20 protein-coding genes and 1 tRNA gene are annotated in these 21,193 nt (G+C 71.1%); 12 read left to right on the forward strand and 9 right to left on the reverse strand.

Annotation, left to right across the window (positions count from 1 at the left end):
* Position 1 precedes the first annotated feature (1 nt).
* Positions 2-997 carry an SMI1/KNR4 family protein gene (locus ABEB03_RS18050; RefSeq protein ID WP_095934862.1) on the reverse strand — a complete coding sequence of 332 codons (996 nt, stop codon included), beginning with the start codon at positions 995-997 and terminating at the stop codon, positions 2-4.
* Positions 998-1,226: 229 nt separating this feature from the next.
* Between ABEB03_RS18050 and ABEB03_RS18055 the strand changes: the two genes are divergently transcribed.
* Positions 1,227-1,730: a YwqJ-related putative deaminase gene (locus tag ABEB03_RS18055; RefSeq protein WP_345649631.1), complete on the forward strand. Its 504-nt coding sequence runs from the start codon at positions 1,227-1,229 to the stop codon at positions 1,728-1,730.
* A 67-nt stretch (positions 1,731-1,797) separates the two neighbouring features.
* Positions 1,798-2,289, forward strand: coding sequence for an SUKH-3 domain-containing protein (locus tag ABEB03_RS18060; RefSeq protein WP_345649634.1), 492 nt, complete (start codon positions 1,798-1,800; stop codon positions 2,287-2,289).
* Positions 2,290-2,865: 576 nt separating this feature from the next.
* On the opposite strand, the gene ABEB03_RS18065 is transcribed toward ABEB03_RS18060, so the two are convergent.
* Positions 2,866-4,191, reverse strand: coding sequence for a sensor histidine kinase (locus ABEB03_RS18065; protein WP_345649637.1), 1,326 nt, complete (start codon positions 4,189-4,191; stop codon positions 2,866-2,868).
* Between the two features lie 437 nt (positions 4,192-4,628).
* On the opposite strand from ABEB03_RS18065, the gene ABEB03_RS18070 reads away from it, so the two are divergent.
* The 6 genes from ABEB03_RS18070 to ABEB03_RS18095 all read left to right on the forward strand — a co-directional run bounded on the left by ABEB03_RS18070 (position 4,629) and on the right by ABEB03_RS18095 (position 9,611).
* A tRNA-Gln gene (locus tag ABEB03_RS18070) sits at positions 4,629-4,699 on the forward strand.
* 138 nt (positions 4,700-4,837) lie between these two features.
* A complete protein-coding gene (gene glmU / locus ABEB03_RS18075; RefSeq protein ID WP_345649640.1) occupies positions 4,838-6,286 on the forward strand; it encodes a bifunctional UDP-N-acetylglucosamine diphosphorylase/glucosamine-1-phosphate N-acetyltransferase GlmU in 1,449 nt (482 codons plus the stop codon).
* A 122-nt stretch (positions 6,287-6,408) separates the two neighbouring features.
* Positions 6,409-7,383, forward strand: coding sequence for a ribose-phosphate diphosphokinase (locus ABEB03_RS18080; RefSeq protein WP_345649643.1), 975 nt, complete (start codon positions 6,409-6,411; stop codon positions 7,381-7,383).
* Positions 7,384-7,600: 217 nt separating this feature from the next.
* Positions 7,601-8,200, forward strand: a complete 600-nt coding sequence (locus tag ABEB03_RS18085; protein WP_345649645.1) for a 50S ribosomal protein L25/general stress protein Ctc — start codon at positions 7,601-7,603, stop codon at positions 8,198-8,200.
* A gap of 130 nt (positions 8,201-8,330) precedes the next feature.
* Positions 8,331-8,942 (forward strand): aminoacyl-tRNA hydrolase, encoded by a 612-nt coding sequence (gene pth / locus ABEB03_RS18090; RefSeq protein ID WP_345649648.1) that lies wholly within the window; start codon positions 8,331-8,333, stop codon positions 8,940-8,942.
* A gap of 171 nt (positions 8,943-9,113) precedes the next feature.
* A complete protein-coding gene (locus ABEB03_RS18095) occupies positions 9,114-9,611 on the forward strand; it encodes a hypothetical protein (protein ID WP_345649651.1) in 498 nt (165 codons plus the stop codon).
* Positions 9,612-9,698: 87 nt separating this feature from the next.
* Here the strand turns inward: ABEB03_RS18095 and ppc are convergent, their stop codons facing one another.
* The gene (ppc, locus tag ABEB03_RS18100; RefSeq protein WP_345649654.1) at positions 9,699-12,431 is read right to left on the reverse strand and encodes a phosphoenolpyruvate carboxylase; all 2,733 of its coding nucleotides are present in this window, start codon (positions 12,429-12,431) and stop codon (positions 9,699-9,701) included.
* Between the two features lie 338 nt (positions 12,432-12,769).
* Between ppc and ABEB03_RS18105 the strand changes: the two genes are divergently transcribed.
* Together ABEB03_RS18105 and ABEB03_RS18110 are read left to right on the forward strand one after the other, a co-directional pair.
* Positions 12,770-13,777: an acyl-CoA desaturase gene (locus ABEB03_RS18105; protein WP_345649657.1), complete on the forward strand. Its 1,008-nt coding sequence runs from the start codon at positions 12,770-12,772 to the stop codon at positions 13,775-13,777.
* On the forward strand, positions 13,774-14,451 hold the full coding sequence (locus ABEB03_RS18110) for a TetR/AcrR family transcriptional regulator (protein WP_028804905.1): 678 nt from the start codon (positions 13,774-13,776) through the stop codon (positions 14,449-14,451). Before ABEB03_RS18105 ends, ABEB03_RS18110 begins: the two co-directional genes overlap by 4 nt.
* A gap of 43 nt (positions 14,452-14,494) precedes the next feature.
* Here ABEB03_RS18110 and ABEB03_RS18115 read toward each other — a convergent pair whose 3' ends face one another.
* Together ABEB03_RS18115 and ABEB03_RS18120 are read right to left on the reverse strand one after the other, a co-directional pair.
* Positions 14,495-14,854: a VOC family protein gene (locus ABEB03_RS18115; protein WP_345649663.1), complete on the reverse strand. Its 360-nt coding sequence runs from the start codon at positions 14,852-14,854 to the stop codon at positions 14,495-14,497.
* On the reverse strand, positions 14,854-15,672 hold the full coding sequence (locus ABEB03_RS18120) for a trans-aconitate 2-methyltransferase (RefSeq protein ID WP_345649665.1): 819 nt from the start codon (positions 15,670-15,672) through the stop codon (positions 14,854-14,856). Before ABEB03_RS18120 ends, ABEB03_RS18115 begins: the two co-directional genes overlap by 1 nt.
* Before the next feature lie 208 nt (positions 15,673-15,880).
* Here ABEB03_RS18120 and tamR point away from each other — a divergent pair, with 208 nt between their 5' ends.
* Complete coding sequence (gene tamR, locus ABEB03_RS18125) at positions 15,881-16,378, forward strand: MarR family transcriptional regulator TamR (RefSeq protein ID WP_095934875.1); 498 nt, start codon at positions 15,881-15,883, stop codon at positions 16,376-16,378.
* On the opposite strand, the gene ABEB03_RS18130 is transcribed toward tamR, so the two are convergent.
* Positions 16,337-17,104, reverse strand: coding sequence for a LuxR C-terminal-related transcriptional regulator (locus tag ABEB03_RS18130; RefSeq protein ID WP_028804901.1), 768 nt, complete (start codon positions 17,102-17,104; stop codon positions 16,337-16,339). The two genes, tamR and ABEB03_RS18130, sit on opposite strands and share 42 nt — an antisense overlap.
* 255 nt (positions 17,105-17,359) lie before the next feature.
* On the opposite strand from ABEB03_RS18130, the gene ABEB03_RS18135 reads away from it, so the two are divergent.
* Entirely contained in the window at positions 17,360-17,815 is a 456-nt protein-coding gene (locus tag ABEB03_RS18135) for a GNAT family N-acetyltransferase (RefSeq protein ID WP_345649672.1), read from the forward strand.
* An 80-nt stretch (positions 17,816-17,895) separates the two neighbouring features.
* Here ABEB03_RS18135 and galK read toward each other — a convergent pair whose 3' ends face one another.
* The 3 genes from galK to galT are packed head-to-tail and all read right to left on the reverse strand — an operon-like array spanning position 17,896 to position 21,068.
* Positions 17,896-19,038 (reverse strand): galactokinase, encoded by a 1,143-nt coding sequence (gene galK, locus ABEB03_RS18140; RefSeq protein WP_345649675.1) that lies wholly within the window; start codon positions 19,036-19,038, stop codon positions 17,896-17,898.
* On the reverse strand, positions 19,039-20,007 hold the full coding sequence (galE, locus tag ABEB03_RS18145) for a UDP-glucose 4-epimerase GalE (protein WP_345649678.1): 969 nt from the start codon (positions 20,005-20,007) through the stop codon (positions 19,039-19,041).
* Positions 20,004-21,068 carry a galactose-1-phosphate uridylyltransferase gene (gene galT, locus ABEB03_RS18150; protein WP_345649681.1) on the reverse strand — a complete coding sequence of 355 codons (1,065 nt, stop codon included), beginning with the start codon at positions 21,066-21,068 and terminating at the stop codon, positions 20,004-20,006. Before galT ends, galE begins: the two co-directional genes overlap by 4 nt.
* Between the last annotated feature and the right edge of the window lie 125 nt (positions 21,069-21,193).

Consider the following 21,193-nt stretch of genomic DNA (forward strand, 5'->3'; position numbering starts at 1 on the left):
TTCACTCCCCCACCGAAGACACTGAAGAGACGGGCACGGCGCGTGCGAAACCGCCGTCCACCATCAGATTCGCCACCGTCTGGAGCTCCGGCGGATTGCCGGCGAGCCGGGACAGGAACTGGTCGAAGTCCGCGCCGCACGGCAGCAGCAGACGCTGCACCCGCTCGGCCGGCGGCCAGGCGTCCTGGTCGCGGGCGTCGTCGTACGCGCAGAACCAGACCGAGCCGATCCCCTCGCCCTTCACCTTCACCGCCAGCAGACCGCCCTGCACGAACCCGACGCCCAGGTAGTCCTTGGTCAGATGGTCGCGCAGGCACTTGTTGACGTAGACGAGGTCGTTGACGGCGGCCTCGTCGCGCACCGTGAAGAACGGCTGGTCCACGAGCAGTCCGAGCTCCGCGTCGAGCGCGGCACCCACCGGCGCGCAGCCGCCGGCCGCCTTCAGGAAGGAGCGGTAGGCGCCCGGCAGCCGGTAGCCGAGGTCCTCCTCGACACCCAGCACCTGTTGTTCGGTCACCGCGACCGACGACTTCGGCAGCCCGAAGTGCGCGGGACGGGTCTCCTGCAACGGCCGCGTGCCCCGCTTGTCGTGGTCGACCATGGCGGTCGCGATGCCGCCGTGGTGCCGCAGCAGTGCCTTGACCTCGACCGGTACGAGTTCGAGTCGCCGGGTGCCCACCACGTGGTGCCAGGTCCAGCCGTGCGGGGTGGCCACCGCCGGGATCGTGTCCCACAGGTCATGGCCGGTCGCGGCCAGCGCGGCGTTCGCGGACACGTAGTCCGTCAGCCTCAACTCGTCGACGCCGAAGCCCTCCGGGGGCTCGGCGATCTCCGCCGCGGCACGCGCGTAGAGCGAGAAGTCGGGGTAGCCGTGCGCGTCGACCCGAACACCCCTGGGATGGCGAGCGGCCCGGACCGGGTCCGGGAAATGCACGACCTGCCCGGCGTAGGCCGCGTTCGGCGGCGCGGCTTGCTGCCCGAGCCGACCTGTCGTCATGGCGGTTGCCCCCTGCGGCGTTCTCAGTAGCTGGATGGATCGCGGATGTCGACAGCCTATGCGGTTGTACGACACCGGTCACCGGGCCTCCGGTTCCGTGACCTGCCGTCACCCCGCCGTGACCGTACGACGAAGCCCGGGCGTGTCGCGCCGCCCCAGCTTCCGCACCCGCCACGCCATTTGGCAGTCTGTCTCCGCACCGGGGGATGCATGGGAGGGAAGAACGATCATGAACGCGACGCATACGGGCACGTCCGGGGACCCTCGGGTCGGCTGGAGCAGCGCCGAGGCGCCTCAGGCCCCCGCCCTCCTGCACCGCCGCGACGGAATACTCCCCACAGTCGCCGCCGCGCTCTCCGTGCGCGGCGCCACACTCACCGGCACGGCGGCCCGTGGCGACCAGCCACCCGCGCTGCATCCCCTCGTCCAGGACTTCCTCGACACCCTCACGAGCGCCCAACGCGACCGTTACACCGGCCGCTGCGCCGAGGCGATCCTCATCTCCCGGCACATCGCGTCCATCGACGCCACCCGCAGCAAACGCGCGGCACGTAAACCGATGACCAACGGCGAGGCACGCAAGGCGCTCAAGCAGGCCAAGCTCACCGCCCGGCGCATCCGGGAGGACGGCGACCCGCTGCACGGCAGCTTCGCCGAGCCCTGCCGTTCCTGCACGGCGCTCAGCGACCACTTCGGCGTCCGCATCGTCGACCCGACGACACCGGACGAGTGAACTCCGCCACCCCGTACGACGGCGTCCCCCCACGCCGATGTCCCGACCCTCGACGAACGAAGGGCAGATGCACGCCGACCGCTCCTCCACACGCTTCTCCGTCCCCGTGGACGCCGCACTCCGCTCCGCGGGGTGGCAGCCCGGACGCTGGGACATAAAGCAGGCCGAGTACTGGGCCGACGCGCTGCGCGGGCACGAGTCGCCCGCCGGGCACCGGCACACCGTGTTCCCGGCCGCGGTGGAGGCATGGGCGGAGTTCGGGGGCCTGCGGGTCGCCGCGTCGGGGCCGGGCCGGCAGCTCGCCCCCGCCGCGCTGCATCTCGACCCGCTGCACGGACTCCACATGGCGCGCACGCTCGGTGATCTCGGGCGCGCCCTGGACACCGAGGTGTGCCCGCTGGGCGAGGAGGCCGACTCGCGTGCCCTCCTCGCCATCGACGCGGAGGGCCGTGTCTACACCCTGGACCACACCGGGGACTGGTACCTCGGCCCCGACATCGACACCGCCTTCACCACGCTGCTCTCCGGCACGGAGCCCACCCGCCTGACAGCCGTGTAGCCGCCGGGCTCCGCCCCCACCCTCGATCGGCCTGGACGGCCTCGTCCTCAAGCGCCGGACGGGCTGAGGGGTTGCTCCCTGTCCTCAAGGCGGGGCGGCACAGGCGGTGCCGCACCGGCCGGAGGGGGACTCCCCCACCCCCGTAAGGAACCCGGAACTCAGCCCGATCGGCCTGAACGGCCTCGTCCTCAAACGCCGGACGGGCTGAAAGGTGCGCCCTCCGCTCCCAGGCGGGACGGGACAGGAGCCAGCGCCGGACGGGCCTGGGAGCTGCCGCCGGACCGGCTGGAGAGAGGACCGGACGGGAGCCGGCCTCGGACGACCGCCCGGGGCCTCGACGACCGCCTGCGAGCTGCCGCCGGACCGGCTGGAGAGAGGACCGGACGGGCTCAGGGGTGCCCGGCCCCAGAGTTGTGCGGAACCCGCGAGTTGTGCGGGAACCCGCGATGAACGCACCCGCAGCCGCTATCCCACCGAAGGGGCCGTGCCGGTGAATCAAATGCCCGTTGCGGACAGCGCCACGCACCCACCGAGGCCCTACCAGCACCGCCCCGCACAAGGGCTGCAACGGGCGGATCACCGGCACGNGGCCGACACCCGGAACCCGCCCGCATCCGTCGGCCCCGACACGAAGACACCCCCCAGAGCGGCCACCCGCTCCTTCATCCCCAGCAGCCCGTTCCCCCCACTGGGCAGCCGCACGGACGACACGTCCCCCGGCTCCGGCGGGCACTCGTTCTCCACCTGCATGGCGATCTCCGAGACCCGGTGCGCGAGCCGGACATGGGTCTTCGCGCCCGCCGCGTGCTTGTGCACGTTCGTCAGCGCCTCCTGCACCACGCGATAAGCGGTCTGCTCCACCGCGGGCGCGTAGTCCCGTACGTCCCCGTGCACCGACAGCTCGACCACCATCCCCGCCGCGGCCGACTGCCCCACGAGCTCGTCCAGCTCGGCGAGACAGGGCCCGTCCACGGAGTCGTCGGCGGCCCGCGACGCCGCCGCCGCGGCCGCCGCCCCCACCGCCGCGAGCGGCACGGAGGGGGCGGGGGGCACCGCCACGGACGAGGGCCGCGCGTCCGTCCCCTCCCCGGTCCGCAGCACGCCGAGCATCTCGCGCAGCTCGGTCAGCGCCTGCCGCCCCATGTCCCCGACGAGCGCCGCGTTCTTCACGGCCTTCTCCGGATCCTTGCGGGCCACGGCCTGGAGGGCGGCGGCGTGCACGACCATCAGGGACACCCGGTGCGCGACCACGTCGTGCATGTCCCGCGCGATCCGCGTCCGCTCCTCGTTGCGGGCCCACTCGGCCCGCTCCTCGGCCCGCTCGGCGAGCAGCTGGAGCTCCCGCTCCAGCGAGTCCGCCCGCTCCCGCAGGCTCTCCATGAGCCTGCGCCGCGCCCCCACGTAGAGCCCGAGGAGCACGGGCGGAGCGGTCATGCCGATGGCGGTCGTGATGGAGATGAAGGGGACGAACCAGTCCCCCATGGTGACGTCGCCGCGCACCACCCCCTGGTGGGCACGCACGAACGTGACGATGAGCATGCCGGCGAAGGACATCCCCGCCAGCGCCCCGATGATGCGCCGCGGCAGCTCGGACGCGGCGAGCGTGTACAGCCCGACGAGTCCCATCAGGAACCCCATCTGGGCGGGTGTGATGGCGATGGACACGAGGACGACGGCGATGGGCCACTTCCGCCGCAGCAGCAGCACCGACCCGGCGATCGCCCCGAACGCGACTCCCACCGGTACGGGCAGTCCCGCGTCGTTCGCGAACCGGACTCCCTCTCCCGCGCACTCGGCCGCCGACGCCAGCGCGAGGCCCCCGTCGAGCACCGCACTGCGCCACCTGACCCACCACCACGGCCCGGTCCCGGCCGTGGTGTGCTCTTCCCCCGTCGTGGTCATGTCTCCAGCCTACGGGCGCGCCCCGCCCCTTTTCCGGTGAGTTTCCGCTACTGGCCTACACCACACCGTGAAATCGAACAGAAGCGAAACTCCCCGTTATCCCTCGAACTGCTGAATCGATCACCGTTCGACCACGGAACGCCACATTCCGCCCGGCCGGTATGCCGCGGACATTCCCTCCCGCACAGACCGGACAGTCGGCCCGCCCGGGCCGGACCACCAGCCCACCCGAACCGGACCACCTGCTCGCCCGAACCGGACCACCTGCTCGCCCGAACCCGTCCGCCTGCTCGCCCGAACCGGACCGCCTGCCCACCGAAGTTCACGGAAGTTCGCCGAAGCGCGCAGTCGCACCGTCGCACCGAAGGTGCCCGGTACGGCATAGTGTTGTCCGCGCACTGCGCCGATCAACCAATACGGACATGGCGCGCGATCCATCCCGGGTCGTCTAATGGCAGGACAAATGGTTTTGGTCCATTGAATGAGGGTTCGATTCCTTCCCCGGGAGCCGGCACCGAGTGGGCCCTGACAGCATCGTCAGGGCCCACTCTCATGTCGCTCCTGATACGCCCCGGTATCCTGCGGATGTCCACACCCCCGAAGACCCCGAAGACCCCGCAGTCATCCGAAGCCGAAGGGCAATCCCGTGAGCGCCAATCGCCCGGCAGCCGTCGTCGTCCTCGCAGCGGGTGAGGGCACCCGTATGAAGTCGGCCACACCCAAGGTCCTGCACGAACTGTGCGGCCGTTCCCTGGTGGGTCATGTACTCGCCGCAGCCCGCGAGTTGGAGCCCGAGAATCTGGTCGTCGTGGTGGGCCACGCGCGCGAGAAGGTCACCGCGCACCTCGCCGGGACCGACTCCGGCGTGCGGACGGCGGTGCAGGCCGAGCAGAACGGCACCGGACACGCGGTGCGGATGGGCCTGGAGGAGCTGGGCGGCCAGGTGGACGGCACCGTCGTCGTGGTCTGCGGCGACACCCCGCTGCTGAGCGGCCGGACGCTGCGCGAGCTCGCCGCCACCCACAGCGCGGACGGCAACGCGGTCACCGTGCTGACCGCGGAGGTCCCGGACGCCACCGGTTACGGCCGCATCGTGCGGGACGGCGCGAGCGGCGCGGTCACCGCGATCGTGGAGCACAAGGACGCGAGCGAGTCGCAGCGGGCGATCCGCGAGATCAACTCCGGGGTGTTCGCGTTCGACGGCCAGCTCCTCTCGGACGCGCTCGGCAAGGTGCGCACGGACAACAGCCAGGGCGAGGAGTACCTGACCGACGTGCTGGGGATCCTGCGCGAGGCGGGGCACCGCGTGGGGGCGTCCGTGGCCGGCGACCACCGGGAGATCGCCGGCATCAACAACCGCGTACAGCTGGCCGAGGCGCGCCGGATCCTCAACGACCGGCTGCTCACCGAGGCGATGCTCGCCGGGGTGACGGTCGTCGACCCGGCGACGACGTGGGTGGACGTCACGGTCACGTTCGAGCGGGACGCGATCGTGCACCCGGGCACGCAGCTCCAGGGCGCGACGCACCTGGGCGAGGGCGCCGAGGTCGGCCCCAACTCCCGCCTGACGGACACCACGGTGGGCGCGGGAGCACGCGTCGACACCACGGTGGCGAACGGCGCGGAGGTGGGCCCGCAGGCCTCGGTCGGCCCGTTCGCCTACCTCCGGCCGGGCACGCGCCTGGGCCCGAAGGCCAAGGTGGGCACGTACGTCGAGACGAAGAACTCCTCGATCGGCGAGGGCACCAAGGTGCCGCACCTGTCGTACGTGGGAGACGCGACGATCGGCGAGTACTCGAACATCGGCGCCGCCAGCGTCTTCGTGAACTATGACGGAAAGGACAAACACCACACGACGGTGGGCTCGCACTGCCGCACCGGTTCGGACAACATGTTTGTGGCTCCCGTCACGGTCGGGGACGGCGCGTACACCGCGGCGGGCTCGGTGATCACGAAGGACGTGCCGCCCGGTTCACTGGCCGTGGCCCGTGGCCAGCAGCGGAATATCGAGGGTTGGGTGGCCCGCAAGCGTCCGGGAAGCGCGGCCGCGAAGGCGGCCGAGGCGGCTTCGCGAGAGCAGGACGGCGAAGCCTGACCGGAAACAGGCACGTCTGACACGGCGTACCGTGATAAGTGCACATCCGCACCGTGCACCCGCATCCCCAGCTGAGACCACCTCTCATCACCCAGCTGAGACACCTCTGAGGAGACAGTGCTGTGACCGGGATCAAGACGACCGGCGAGAAGAAGATGATGTTCTTCTCCGGCCGCGCCCACCCCGAGCTTGCCGAGGAGGTCGCCCACCAGCTGGGTGTCGGGGTCGTCCCGACGAAGGCCTTCGACTTCGCGAACGGCGAGATCTACATCCGCTACCAGGAGTCCGCCCGCGGCGCCGACTGCTTCCTGATGCAGAGCCACACGGCTCCCATCAACAAGTGGATCATGGAACAGCTGATCATGATCGACGCTCTGAAGCGGGCTTCCGCGCGGAGCATCACCGTGATCGTGCCGTTCTACGGTTACGCGCGCCAGGACAAGAAGCACCGCGGACGTGAACCCATCTCGGCGCGTCTGATCGCGGACCTGATGAAGACGGCGGGCGCGGACCGCATCCTCACGGTCGACCTGCACACCGACCAGATCCAGGGCTTCTTCGACGGCCCGGTGGACCACCTGTTCGCGCTGCCGATCCTCGCGGACTACGTGGGCGCCAAGGTCGACCGGTCCAAGCTCACGGTCGTCTCGCCGGACGCCGGCCGGGTGCGGGTCGCCGACCGCTGGTGCGACCGTCTGGACGCGCCGCTGGCGATCGTGCACAAGCGCCGTGACAAGGACGTCGCGAACCAGGTCACCGTGCACGAGGTCGTCGGTGACGTGAAGGGCCGCGTCTGCGTCCTGGTCGACGACATGATCGACACCGGTGGCACCATCTGCGCCGCCGCGGACGCGCTGTTCGCGCACGGCGCCGAGGACGTCATCGTGACGGCCACGCACGGCGTGCTGTCCGGTCCGGCGGCCGACCGCCTGAAGAACTCCAAGGTCAGCGAGTTCGTCTTCACGGACACCCTGCCCACCCCGGGCGAGCTGGAGCTCGACAAGATCACGGTCCTCTCGATCGCGCCGACGATCGCGAACGCGGTGCGTGAGGTGTTCGAGGACGGCTCGGTGACGAGCCTGTTCGAGGAGCAGTAGGCCTCGCCCGCACCGGTCGACGGACCGGGCCGGTCCCGGTCCGGCTAGATCGATTTCGGATACGGCCTCCCCGCCGCGTAAGCTGTCACAGTTGCTCGGCGAGGGAGGCCGTTCCGCGTTCAGACGCGGACACGGCGGTCCGTTATCGACGCGCTCTTCGTAGCAGGCCGATGGTTTGGCCGGGTGACCCCATCCCCGAGATCTACGAGGAGTGAAGATGTCCGAGGTCAAGCTCACCGCCGAGACCCGTACCGAGTTCGGCAAGGGCGCCGCCCGCCGTGTCCGCCGCGAGAACAAGGTTCCCGCCGTCGTCTACGGTCACGGCACCGACCCCATCCACGTGACGCTGCCGGGCCACGAGCTGCTGCTCGCGCTGCGCACCCCGAACGTCCTGCTGTCCCTGGACATCGAGGGCAAGAACGAGCTCGCGATCCCGAAGGCCGTCCAGCGCGACGCCATCAAGGGCTTCCTCGAGCACGTCGACCTGCTGCTCGTGAAGCGCGGCGAGAAGGTCACCGTCGAGATCCCGGTCCACGCCGAGGGCGAGCTGGCCGCGGGCGGCAACCTGCTCGAGCACGTGCTGAACACCCTGCCGGTCGAGGCCGAGGCCACGCACATCCCGGAGTCGGTCACGGTCTCCGTCGAGGGCCTGGAGGCCGGTGCCTCCATCCACGCCAAGGACATCACGCTGCCCAAGGGCACCACGCTGGCGATCGACGAGGACGCGGTCGTCCTCCAGGTCCTGGCCGCGCAGGCCGAGGAGCCCGCCGCCGAGGGCGAGGAAGAGGCCGCCGCCGAGGCCGGCGCCGAGGCCTGATCCCCGCCGGGATCTCTTCCGTCAGCCGCCGCTCCCTCGCGGAGCGGCGGCTGCCGCGTATCGAGAGCACGGCGCGCCGGCAGGACCCGCCGGGTATCCGCCGCCGGGACCCGGCGCGTATCAAGGACACATGGGAGACACGGACGTGACGACCGACGCCAATGCCCCCTGGCTGATCGTGGGCCTCGGCAATCCCGGCCCCGAGTACGCCATGAACCGCCACAACGTGGGCTTCATGGTGGCCGATCTGCTGGCGGAGCGGATCGGCGGGAAGTTCAAGCGGGCCGGCAAGGCCCAGGCGCAGGTGATCGAGGGGCGCATCGGCCCGCCGGGACCGGCGAACCGCCGGGTGGTGCTGGCGAAGCCGATGTCGTACATGAATCTGTCCGGTGGCCCGGTGAACGCGCTGCGCGAGTTCTACAAGGTGCCGGTGGCGAACATCGTCGCCGTCCACGACGAACTGGACATCGACTACGGGGTGCTGCGCCTGAAGCTGGGCGGCGGCGACAACGGCCACAACGGGCTGAAGTCGATGACGAAGGCGATGGGAGCCGACTATCACCGGGTGCGGTTCGGGATCGGCCGGCCGCCGGGTCGTATGCAGGTCGCGGACTTCGTGCTGAAGGACTTCGCGTCGGCGGAGCGCAAGGAGCTCGACTACTTCGTGGACCGCGCGGCGGACGCCGTGGAGTGCCTGGTGATCGAGGGTCTGGAGCGGGCGCAGGGCACGTACAACTCCTGAGCGGGCGCGGGCCTCGGGCCCGGGCCGGCCGGGCTCCCCCGGCCGCCGGGGTGGGACGCTCGCGCGCCGGAGCGCCGGGCCGTTCGCACCGGCCGGCCCGAGCGGCCGATGTACGCGCACAACTGCCGACTTGTCCCCCACCGGAGTTGACCGAGCGCGCGGCCATGGCCAATGATCCCCGCCATGCCTGCCGTCACCTCCAGTCAGAGCGCGTTCGCCGCGCTGCGGTTCGGGCGGCTCGCGGCGATGGGCACGGTCGCCGGGCTGATCCTCGTCGCGGGCGTGTGGGCCTCCTGGGGCACCGCTCAGCACGTGATGCTCGGCAAGGGCCGGGAGCAGGGCACGATGATCGTGAGGACGTGCTCGGACGGGCGCTGTTCGGGGCCGTACACGCCGGTCTCGGCGGGTTCGAGGGCACGCGCGCGCGTGACGATCGACCAGTCGGTCGCGGTGAAGAAGGGCCGGACGTACACGGTCACCGTGAAGCCGGGCAGCGACGACGTCGTCCGCAGCGGCCCCGCCGGGCTCCTCTACTCCTGGGTGCCGCTCGCGGGTGCGCTGCTGCTCGCCTCGGTCGTGGTCGCGGGCGGTCTGCGCCTGACGCGTGCGGCGTGGGCGATGGCGGGCACGGGCGTCGCCCTGCTGACGGTCACCTTCCTCCTCCTGTGAACGCGGGGCCGTCCCCGGTCCTGGCCCGGTGAACGCCGAAGGGCGTCCCCACGCGCGCGTGGGGACGCCCTTCGTGCACGGGTGCGGTCAGCCGGTGTTGCGCAGCCCCGCCGCGACACCGTTGACGGTCAGCAGCAGCGCCCTCGACAGCAGCGGGTCCGGCTCCTCGCCGGCCGCCGCCTCGTCGCGCTGCCGCTTGAGCAGCGCGACCTGGAGGTAGGAGATCGGGTCGAGGTAGGCGTCGCGGATGGAGAAGGTCTGCTGGAGCACCGGGTTGGTGTCGAGCAGCTTCTCGCCGCCGGTGACCCGCAGCACCTCGCGCACCGTCAGGTCGTGCTCCGCCTCGATGGTGGCGAACACGTGCTTGAGCTCGTCCGGCACGAGGGTGTCGACGTAGTGACGGGCGATCCGCAGGTCCGTCTTGGCCAGCGTCATCTCGACGTTGGAGAGGAAGTTGCGGAAGAAGTGCCACTGCTCGTGCATCTCGTCGAGCACGGTGTCCAGGCCGGCTTCCCGCAGCGCCTTCAGGCCGGAGCCCACGCCGAACCAGCCGGGCACGATCTGCCGGGACTGGGTCCAGCCGAAGACCCATGGGATGGCGCGCAGTCCGTCGAGCGAGACGCCCGAGCCGGGGCGGCGGGAGGGCCGCGAGCCCAGGTGCAGGTCGGCGAGCTGGTCGACCGGCGTGGAGGCGAGGAAGTACGTCGGCAGGTCGGGGTCCTCGACGAGCCGCCGGTAGGCGGAGTGGGCGGCGTCGGAGACGACGTCCATCGCCGCGTCCCAGCGGGCGAGCGCCTCGTCGGACTGGCGCGGCGCGGTGTGCAGGGCGGACGCCTGGAGCGTCGCGGCGACGGTGAGTTCCAGGTTCTCGCGGGCCAGCGAGGGCACGAGGTACTTGTCGGAGATGACCTCGCCCTGCTCGGTCACCTTGATCTCGCCCTCCAGGGTGCCCCAGGGCTGCGCGAGGATCGCGTCGTGCGAGGGGCCGCCGCCGCGGCCGACGGTGCCGCCGCGGCCGTGGAAGAGGCGCAGCCGTACGCCGTAGCGGTGGGCGACGTCGCGCAGCCGGCGCTGGGCGCGGTGGATCTCCCACTGCGAGGTGGTGATACCGCCGAACTTCGAGGAGTCGGAGTAGCCGAGCATGACCTCCTGGACGTCCCCGCGCAGCGCCACCAGACGGCGGTAGGACGGGTCGGAGAGCATGTCCTCCAGGATGGTGTCGGCGGCCTTGAGCTCGTCGGTGGTCTCCAGCAGCGGCACGATGCCGATCTTCGCCCAGCCGGCGTGCAGGTCGAGCAGTCCGGCCTCGCGGGCGAGGACGGCGGCGGCGAACACGTCGTCGGCGCCCTGGCACATCGAGATGATGTACGACTCGATGACCTCGGGGCCGAAGATCTCCAGGGCCTTCTTGACCGTCTCGAAGACGCCGAGGGTCTTCTGCCCGGCGGCGTCGAGCGGCGCGGGGGTCGGGGCGAGCGGGCGCCGGGACCTGAGCTCCTTGGCGAGGAGCTTGGCGCGGTAGTCGCGCGGCATGTCGGCGTAGCGCCAGGACTCCTCGCCGAGGCGGTCGAAGAGCTGGCCGAGCGCGTGGTGGTGGGCGTCCGCGTGCTCGCGCACGTCCATGGTGGCGAGCTGGAGGCCGAAAGCGGCGAGGGTGCGGATGGTGCGGTTCATCCGACCGTCGGCGAACAGGCCGCCGCGGTGCTCGCGCAGTGAGGTCTGGATGAGGGTGAGGTCGCGCAGCAGCTCGGCGGTGCCGAGGTAGTCGCGGCCCGGCTCGTGCGCGGTGCCCTTGGCGAGGCGCTGCTTGGTGTTCTCCAGCTTCTGCCGGATGCAGGTGGCCTTGAGGCGGTAGGGCTCCTCGGCGTTGAGACGCTTGTAGCGGGGGCTGATCTCCGGGAGGAGTTCGAGGTCGGACCGCAGGGAGTCCAGGAGCTCCTCGGTGGCACCGGCGTAGCGGATGGAGTTAGACAGGAAGCCGCGCAGCTCGTCGATGAGGTCGAGGGCGTCGTTGATGCCGTGCTCGTGCTGGAGGATCAGGACGTCCCAGGTGACGGCGGGGGTGACGTTCGGGTTGCCGTCACGGTCGCCGCCGATCCAGGTGCCGAAGGTGAGGGGCCGGGTGTCGTCCGGGAGGACGACGCCGACGCGCTCCAGCTCGGAGGTGAGGTCCTCCAGGACGTCCCCGACGGCGCCCGCGTGGAGCTCGTCGAGGTAGTAGATCGCGTTGCGGGCCTCGTCGGCGGGCTCCGGGCGGACCACGCGGAGCTCGTCGGTCTGCCACACCAGGTCGATGTTCTCGGCCAGCCGGATGTCGTAACGGCGGCGGTCGGACTCGATGACCGGGGTTTCCAGGAGGGCCGCGATGCGGCGCAGCTTGTTCAGGACGGAGCGGCGCGCCGCCTCGGTGGGGTGGGCGGTGAAGACCGGGCGCACGTTGAGGTTCTTGACGGTCTGCCTCAGGTGCTCGGGGTCGGCGTCCTTGAGCCGGTCGGCCGTGCGGGCGAGGAGACCGCCCTCGGCGGCCCGCCTGGCACCCAGCTCGCGGCCTCGGTGGACCTGCTCGGTGACGTTGGCGAGGTGGAAGTAGGTCGAGAAGGCGCGGACCAGCTTGGCCGCGGTCTCCAGTTCGGTGCCGCGCAGCAGCTCGGCGGCGGCCTCGCCGTCCTCGCGGGTCAGTCGGCGGACCTTTTCGACCAGTTCCAGCAGCTCGGGGCCTTCCTGGCGGACGAGCGTCTCACCGAGGAGGTCACCCAGTCGGCGGATGTCGGCGCGCAGCTCGCTGCTGGTCGTCGTGGTCTGGTCGTCGGCACTGCTCACAGGTGCGGCTCCTTGCAGTGTTGAAGCTCGTCTGAAGAGTGGGGAATCTCGTTCGAAGCTCGTCTGGGAGGGAACCCGGGTGACGACCGCGCGGCGGGTGCCGCTTAGGGACGTGGCATCCGGGAAGAAACAGAACGGACCGCGCTGTCCGACCGACTCCAAGGATAGGTGTCCATACGGACGCGCAGGCTCACGGGCTCTTGCCGCCGGGCTACGCGCTGCCATACTTACGACGCCGTAGGTTACGCAACCGTAGGGACTCCCGTCAGACGGCGGGGGGACTCTCGGATGCCGGACCCGGCTCTCCTCCTCACCCTCGAACCCCACAGGGGACGCCCATGACCACGAGCTCCGATGTGATCGACGACGCCCCGGAGGCGAACGACTCCCCGCTCCCGTCCGCCACCCTGGGCGGCGAGCAGAAGCGGTCACTCGAACAGATCACGCTTCTTCTCTTCATCACCGTCCCGTTCCTCGCGCTGCTCGCGGCGGTGCCCCTGGCCTGGGGCTGGGGGGTGAGCTGGCTGGACCTCGGTCTGCTGGTGTTCTTCTACTACCTCGGCTGCCACGGCATCACGATCGGTTTCCACCGCTACTTCACGCACGGTTCCTTCAAGGCGAAGCGGCCCCTGAGGATCGCTCTGGCGATCATGGGTTCGCTGGCGGTCGAGGGGCCTCTGGTGCGCTGGGTGGCCGACCACCGCAAGCACCACAAGTTCTCCGACGCGGAGGGCGACCCGCATTCGCCGTGGCGTTTCGGGGAGACGGTCCCGGCCCTGATGAAGGGCCTGTGGTGGGCCCACATCGCGTGGATGTTCGACGAGGAGCAGACCCCGCAGGAGAAGTACGCGCCGGATCTGGTCAAGGACCCGGCGATCCGTGCGATCTCCCGTCAGTTCGTCTTCTGGACGGCGCTGTCGCTGGCCCTGCCGGCGCTGATCGGCGGTCTGGTGACGATGTCGTGGTGGGGTGCCTTCACGGGCTTCTTCTGGGGCTCGCTGGTGCGGGTGGCGCTGCTGCACCACGTGACGTGGTCGATCAACTCGATCTGTCACGCGGTGGGCAAGCGCCCGTTCAAGTCGCGTGACCGTTCGGGCAACGTGTGGTGGCTGGCCGTGCTCTCCTGCGGCGAGTCGTGGCACAACCTCCACCACGCGGACCCGACATCCGCGCGGCACGGCGTCGAGCGCTGGCAGGTGGACTCCTCGGCGCGGATCATCCGCTGGTTCGAGCAGCTCGGCTGGGCGTACGACGTGCGCTGGCCGTCACGCTCCCGTATCGATTCCCGCCGGAATACGGACGGGGCGGGCTCCCGGCGCAAGACGGAAACCGCCGACGCGGCATGATTGACGGCGTGGCGACCGACTCCAGCACTCCGAGCAGCAACGACAAGCCGCGGCGTGCGCGCCGCACCCGTATGACCGGTGCCGAGCGCCGTCAGCAGCTGTTGGAGATCGGCCGCACCCTGTTCGCGGCCAAGGGTTTCGAGGGCACGTCGGTGGAGGAGATCGCGGCCAAGGCCGGCGTCTCCAAGCCGGTGGTGTACGAGCACTTCGGCGGCAAGGAGGGCCTGTACGCGGTGGTCGTGGACCGCGAGATGCGGCGGCTGCTGGACATGGTGACCGGTTCCCTGACCGCCGGGCATCCGCGGGAGCTGTGCGAGCAGGCCGCCTTCGCCCTGCTGGACTACATCGAGGAGTACACGGACGGCTTCCGCATCCTCGTCCGTGACTCCCCGATCCCGCAGTCGACGGGCTCGTTCGCGTCGCTGATCTCGGACATCGCCACCCAGGTGGAGGACATCCTGGGCCGGGAGTTCAAGAGCCGCGGTTTCGACCCGAAGCTCGCGCCGCTGTACGCGCAGGCGCTGGTCGGCATGGTCGCCCTGACGGGCCAGTGGTGGCTGGACGTCCGCAAGCCCCGCAAGGCGGAGGTCGCGGCGCACCTGGTCAACCTCGCCTGGCACGGTCTGGACGGCCTGGAGCCGAAGCCCCGCCTGATCGGGCACCGCAAGTCCTAGAGGGGACCGGGGCGGGAGCCGGCGGCCCCCGCCCCGGTCCCGCTCAGCGGGGTTCGAGGAACTCCAGACGGTTGCCGACGGGGTCCTCGGAGTAGAAACGCCGATGGCCGGGGAGGTCGTCGTCCCAGGTCACGACCGCTCCCAGGGCTTCCAGACGCGCGGCGTACGCGGTGATGCCGGTGACCCGGAGTCCGGGGTGGGCCTTGCGGGCGGGCCGGAAGCCCTCCTCGACGCCGAGGTGCAGGTGCACCGGCCCGGCCGCGAACCAGCAGCCGCCGCGAGCGGCGAGGACGGGCGGCTTGGGCACCTCGGTCATCCCGAGGACACCGACGTAGTACGCGCGCAGCCGGTCCTCGGAGCCGGGCGGGGCGGCGAGCTGGACGTGGTCGACGGCGGCGAGCATCAGCGGGCCGTCCGGGCCACGGCGAACAGGCGGCGGAAGGGCAGGACCGTGCCGTAGGGCTCGGCCGGGTAGGCGTCGCGGAGCAGCTCCCGGTACTCGGCGACGAAGGCGTCCCGCGCCTCCGGTTCGTCGGCGAGGGCGGTGAGCACGGGGCGCAGGGCGGTGCCCTTCGCCCAGTCCAGGACCGGGTCCTCGCCCGTCAGCTGCTGCATGTACGTCGTCTCCCAGACGTCCACCGCGCAGCCGAGGCGGGCCAGCCGGTCCAGGTAGACGAGCGGGTCGTGGACGGAGTCGTCGGGGCGCAGGAGGCCACCGAGGTGCTCCTTCCAGCGGGCGGTGCCGGCGAGTTCCCGCAGCAGGGCGTGCAGGGGTGCGTCGAGGTTGTTCGGGACCTGGAAGGCGAGGACGCCGCCGGGGGCGAGGGCGTCGAGCCAGCCGGAGAACGCGTCGAGGTGACCCGGCACCCACTGGAGCGCCGCGTTCGAGACGATCAGGTCGTACGTCTGGGTCGGCGCCCAGTCGGTGAGGTCCGCGTGGGCGAAGTCGAGCAGGCCGCCGCCGGCCGTGGCGCCCGCGTACTCCTTCGTCCTGGCGAGCATCTCCGGGGAGTTGTCGTAGCCGGTGATGTGCGCGTCCGGCCAGCGTTCGGCGAGCTGGACGGTGACGTTGCCGGGGCCGCAGCCGAGGTCGGCGATGCGGGCCGGTTCGTGCGGGAGGGCCGGGACCCGGGCGAGGAGGTCGGCGAAGGGCCGCGCGCGGTGCTCGGCGTGACGCAGGTACTGGCTGGGGTCCCAGGTGGGGGTGGTGCCGGCAGTCATGTGGGCCTCCTCGGAACGACGGTCGCAAGAACGGCGGCCGGACCCGGCGGCCGGGCCCGCGGCCGACCCCCGATCGCCGCGGCCGCGGGGCCGTTCGGCACCGCGGGGCGCCCGGCCGCCTGCCTCCACCCTCACACCAAGATATCTCGACGTCAAGAGACTCCACATCAAGAGACTTCATGTCGACACAACCACTACACTGATCGTCATGGAGGACGAGGTCGATCGGCTGGTCGCAGCGTGGCGCCGGGAGCGCCCGGACCTCGACGTGGAGCCGCTGGAAGTACTCAGCCGGGTGAGCAGACTGGCCCGGCACCTGGACCGCGCACGCCGCCTGGCGTTCTCCGAGCACAGCCTGGAGCCCTGGGAGTTCGACGTCCTGACCGCGCTCAGGCGCGCCGGATCGCCCTATCAGCTCTCCCCCGGACAGCTGCTCACCCAGACCCTCGTCACCTCGGGCACGATGACCAACCGCATCGACCGGCTGACCAAGAAGGGCCTGGTGGAGCGCCTCCCCGACCCGAGCGACCGCAGGGGTGTGCTGGTGCGCCTGACGGACGAGGGCCGTGACCGGGCGGACCAGGCGCTGGCGGGCCTGCTGGAGCAGGAGCGCGCGATCCTGGCGGAGCTCAGCAGGACCCAGCGCGGCGAACTGGCCGGACTGCTACGCCAGTTGACCGCCCCGTTCGACAACATCCCCGGCTAGGTCGACGGGCCCGACGCCGGCCCGGCGGGCGAGTGCCACGGCGGCCAGCGTCGAGTGCACGCCCAGCTTGCCGAGGACGTTCTGCATGTGGGTCCGGACGGTGTGCGGCGACAGGAACAGCCGCTCGGCCACGGCCTTGCGCCCGAGCCCGGCCACCATGCAGCGCAGCACCTCCCGCTCCCGGGGCGTGAGCGACTCCACGAGCCGCTCGCTCTCCGTCCGGTGCTTGCGCGCCGCGGTCAACTCCCGCAGCACGCCCGTGAGCAGGGCGGGCGGCAGGTGCGTCTCGTCGCGCAGCACCCCGCGGATGACGGTGAGCAGACGCGACAGGGAGCAGTCCTTGGCGACCCACCCCGAGGCACCCGCCTGGAGCGCGAGCGCGGCGCGGCGCGGATCGTCCTTCTCCGCCAGTACGACGGTGCGGACGCTCGGCTGCCCGGACCGCACGCCGGCCACGAGCGAGATGCCGTCGACGATGCCGTCCTCGTTGCTCTCCTGGACCTGCACCGCCGGACGCATCCCGGGCAGATTGCCGCCCAGGTCCGCGTCGACGAGCAGCACGTCGAACCGGCGCCCCTCCGCCGCCGCGCGTTCCAGGCAGCGCAGCGCGGCGGGGCCGCTGCCCGCTGCGGACACGTCGACGTCGGGCTCGGCCGCGAGTGCGGCAGCGAGCGACTCGGCGAAGATGCGATGGTCGTCGACGACCAGTACTCGGATGCGAACCACTGAAACCCCCACTGTCGGGGGACGACCGGTGCGGGTACGGCGCCCGAAGTGATCCCGGACCGCTTCCGGTCCGGAAAGCAGGGTGCCTCAGCCGCACGGCCGCCGCCGTGCTGGAAGTGCTACCCCCACTTCGGGCGTCGTACCCGACTGTCTCGCCCCCTGATCAGCACCGGCCCCCACCGGTGCTGTTCATCAGGGTAAGGCGCAGGGCCCGGAGCGGAAGGTAAATCGCAGAACTGGTTGGCCAGCGCGTTTATGGTGAGCCTTATGTTTCGTATCGAGACAGGAGTCGACAAAGACCGGCGGGATCTGCTCCGCCGGCGTCTGCTCGACACCAACACACGGGCGTCTCCCGTCCTGCGCGCCCTGCGCGGAACCCCTGGTGAACGGGAAGTTCCGCTCCACGTCTGGGCCTTGGACGCCGACGGCGCACTCGCCGGCGGACTCGTCGGCCACACCTGGACGACATGGCTGCACGTGACATACCTGTGGGTCGACGACCGGCACCGCGGCGCCGGACTCGGTTCGCGCCTGCTCGCCGAGGCCGAACGGCTGGCCGGCGAAGAGCGCGGCTGCCGCGCAGCCCGCCTGGAGACCTGGGACTTCCAGGCCCCCGGCTTCTACCGCCGCCACGGCTACGACGTGGTCGGCGTCATCCCGGACTATCCGCCGGGCGTCACGGAGTACACCCTGACCAAGCAACTGGCCTGACCCCGGCGGGTTCCGGCCGGGCGGACCACATCCGCGGTCGGCCGGGCGGACCACATCCGCGGCCCGCCCGGCGTCCTCGCTCAGACCAGGCGGCGCGCCCCCGCGGACGGGACCGCCGGGAAGACGCGCGGGGCGGTGTACCCCGCGGCGGCGAAGGCCTCGGCCACCGCCTTGGTGACCGTGTCCACGTCGGCCGATTCCACCAGGACGACCGCCGACCCGCCGAAGCCGCCTCCCGTCATGCGGGCGCCCAGCGCCCCGGCCGCGTTGGCCGTCGCCACCACGAGGTCCAGCTCCGGGCAGGAGATCCGCAGGTCGTCCCGCAGGGAGACGTGGCCTTCGGTGAGGACCGGCCCGATCGCCCGGACGTCACCCGCGTCCAGCAGGGCGATGACCTGCTCCACCCGGTGGTCGTCGGACACGACGTGCCGGACGTAGCGGCGGACCCGCTCGTCGGACAGCCGCGCCAGCGCCGCGTCGAGGCCGGTGTACGGCACGTCCCGCAGATGGGAGACACCCAGCTGCCGCGCGCCCTCCTCGCACCCTTCACGCCGCTCGGCGTACGCCCCGTCGCCCAGGGCGTGCTTCACCCGGGAGTCGACGACGAGCAGTTCGAGCCCCTGGGCGGCCAGGTCGAACGGGACCTGACGGATCGACAGGTCCCGGCAGTCGAGGTGCAGGGCGTGCCCCTCGGTGCAGCAGGCCGACGCCGTCTGGTCCATGATTCCGCAGGGCACGCCCACGAAGTCGTTCTCGGCCCGCTGTGCGAGACGCGCCAACTCCGGTCCGGTGAGACCGAGTTCGTACAGGTCGTTGAGGGCGAGCGCCGTCACGACCTCCAGCGCCGCGGACGAGGAGAGGCCCGCCCCGGTGGGCACGGTCGAGGCGAGATGCAGATCGGCGCCGCCGACCGCGTGCCCCGCCTGACCGAGCGCCCAGACCACACCGGCCGGGTACGCGGCCCAGCCCGTGTCGGACAGCGGGACCAGCGCGTCGATGTCCAGCTCGACGACCGGCCCCTCGATGTCCGCGGAGTGCAGCCGCAACACCCGGTCCGCGCGCCGCGACACGGCCGCCACGGCCGTGTGCGGCAGCGCGAGCGGCATGACGAACCCCTCGTTGAAGTCCGTGTACTCGCCGATCAGGTTGACCCTGCCGGGCGCTGCCCAGACACCCTCGGGTGCGGTGCCGTACAGCTCTTCGAAGCCCTCGCGAACCCCCACCTACTGCTCCTTCGACCTGTTCTGTGCGAACTCCCACGCGTCCGCGACGATCCCCGCGAGATCCGCGCGGGACGGATTCCAGCCGAGGTGCTCCCGGGCGGCCTCGGCCGACGCGACCAGCACCGCCGGGTCGCCGCCGCGACGCGGCGCCACGACCTCGGGAATGGGGTGGCCGGTGACCTGGCGCACCGTCTCGATGACCTCGCGGACGGAGAAGCCGTTGCCGTTGCCGAGGTTGCAGATCAGATGCTCGCCGGGGGTGGCGGCGGCGACCGCCAGCAGATGGGCCTCGGCGAGGTCGGCGACGTGGATGTAGTCGCGGATGCAGGTGCCGTCCGGCGTCGGGTAGTCGTCGCCGTAGACGGAGATGGCGTCGCGGCGGCCCTGGGCGACCTGGAGGACGAGCGGGATGAGGTGCGACTCGGGGTCGTGCCGCTCGCCGCAGGAGCCATAGGCCCCCGCCACGTTGAAGTAGCGCAGGGAGACCGCGCCGAGTCCGTGCGCCGCCGCCTCACCGGTGATCATGTGGTCGACGGCGAGCTTCGAGGCGCCGTAAGGGTTGGTCGGCCGCGTGGGGGCGGTCTCGACGATCGGGGTCCGCTCCGGCTCGCCGTAGGTGGCGGCGGTGGACGAGAAGACCAGCTTGCGGACGCCCGCCTCACGCATCGCGGCGAGCAGCGCCATCGTGCCGCCGACGTTGTTGTCCCAGTACTTCTCGGGCTTCACGACGGACTCGCCGACCTGCGAGAAGGCGGCGAAGTGCAGCACGGCGTCGTACGAGGAGTCCAGCCACTTGGCGGCGTCGCGGATGTCGCCCTCGACGAAGGCGGCCCCGGCGGGCACGCCCTCGCGGAACCCGGTCGAGAGGTTGTCGAGGACGGTGACCTCGTGCCCGGCCTCGACCAGGTGCTGCGCGACCACGCTGCCCACATAGCCCGCGCCGCCGGTGACCAGGTACTTCCCACTCATGAACTCGCTACCTCTCGCAGTCGCTGGGCCGCGGTCTCCGGCGGCACGTCGTTGATGAACACGCTCATGCCGGATTCGGAACCCGCGAGGAACTTCAGCTTGCCGGAAGTGCGGCGGATGGTGAAAAGCTCGAGGTGGAGCGCGAAGTCGTCCCGGTTGACGCCGTCGAACTCCTCCAGCGGGCCGAACGGCGCCTGGTGCCATGCGGCGATGTACGGCGTCGGGGGCTCACCTTCACCGAAGATCCGGTCGAAGCGCCTCAAGAGTTCCAGATAGACCTGGGGGAATTCTTTGCGCGCGTCGGCGTCGAGGCCGAGCAGGTCGGGCACGCGACGGCGCGGATACAGGTGGACCTCGTAGGGCCAGTGCGCCGCGTACGGCACGAAGGCGACCCAGTGGTCGCTCGACAGGACGACCCGGGAGCCGTCGGCGAGCTCACGCGCGACGACCTCGTCGAAGAGGTTCTCGCCGCCGGTCGCCTCCTTGTGCGCGGCGAGCGAGCGCAGCATCAGGGCGGTACGCGGGGTGGTGAAGGGGTAGCCGTAGATCTGCCCGTGCGGGTGACCGAGGGTGACGCCGATCTCGGCACCGCGGTTCTCGAAGCAGAAGACCTGTTCGACGGAGGAGAGATGGGACAGCTCGGCCGTGCGGTCGGTCCACGCCTCCAGGACGAGCCCCGCCTGCTCCTCGGTCAGATCGGCGAAGGAGGCGTCGTGGTCGGAGGTGAAGCAGACGACCTCGCAGCGTCCGGAGTCGCCGGCCAGGGAGGGGAAACGGTTCTCGAAGACCACGACGTCGTACGAGGAGTCCGGGATCTCGCTCAGCCGCTCGCCCCGGGAGGGGCACAGGGGGCATTCGTCGGCCGGCGGGTGGTAGGTGCGGCCCTGGCGGTGCGAGGCGACGGCGACGCTGTCGCCGAGCAGCGGGTCGCGGCGGATCTCGGAGGTCGTGACGGTGCGCTCCAGAGGACGCCGGTCGACCGCGTCGCGCACGGTGTCGTCGCGCAGGTCGTAGTAGACGAGCTCACGACCGTCGGCCAGTCGGGTCGAGGTCTTCTTCACTTCGGACTCCCCAGTCGAGCCGCCGAACCTTCAAACAGAACCCAACATACCAAAACACAAGTCACCACAGTCGTCAACATCACAATCAAACAAAGACCATCATCAGAAGTGTTCAATTACTGAAC

It is taken from the genome of Streptomyces siamensis, from assembly GCF_039543605.1.
Classification (GTDB): domain Bacteria; phylum Actinomycetota; class Actinomycetes; order Streptomycetales; family Streptomycetaceae; genus Streptomyces; species Streptomyces siamensis.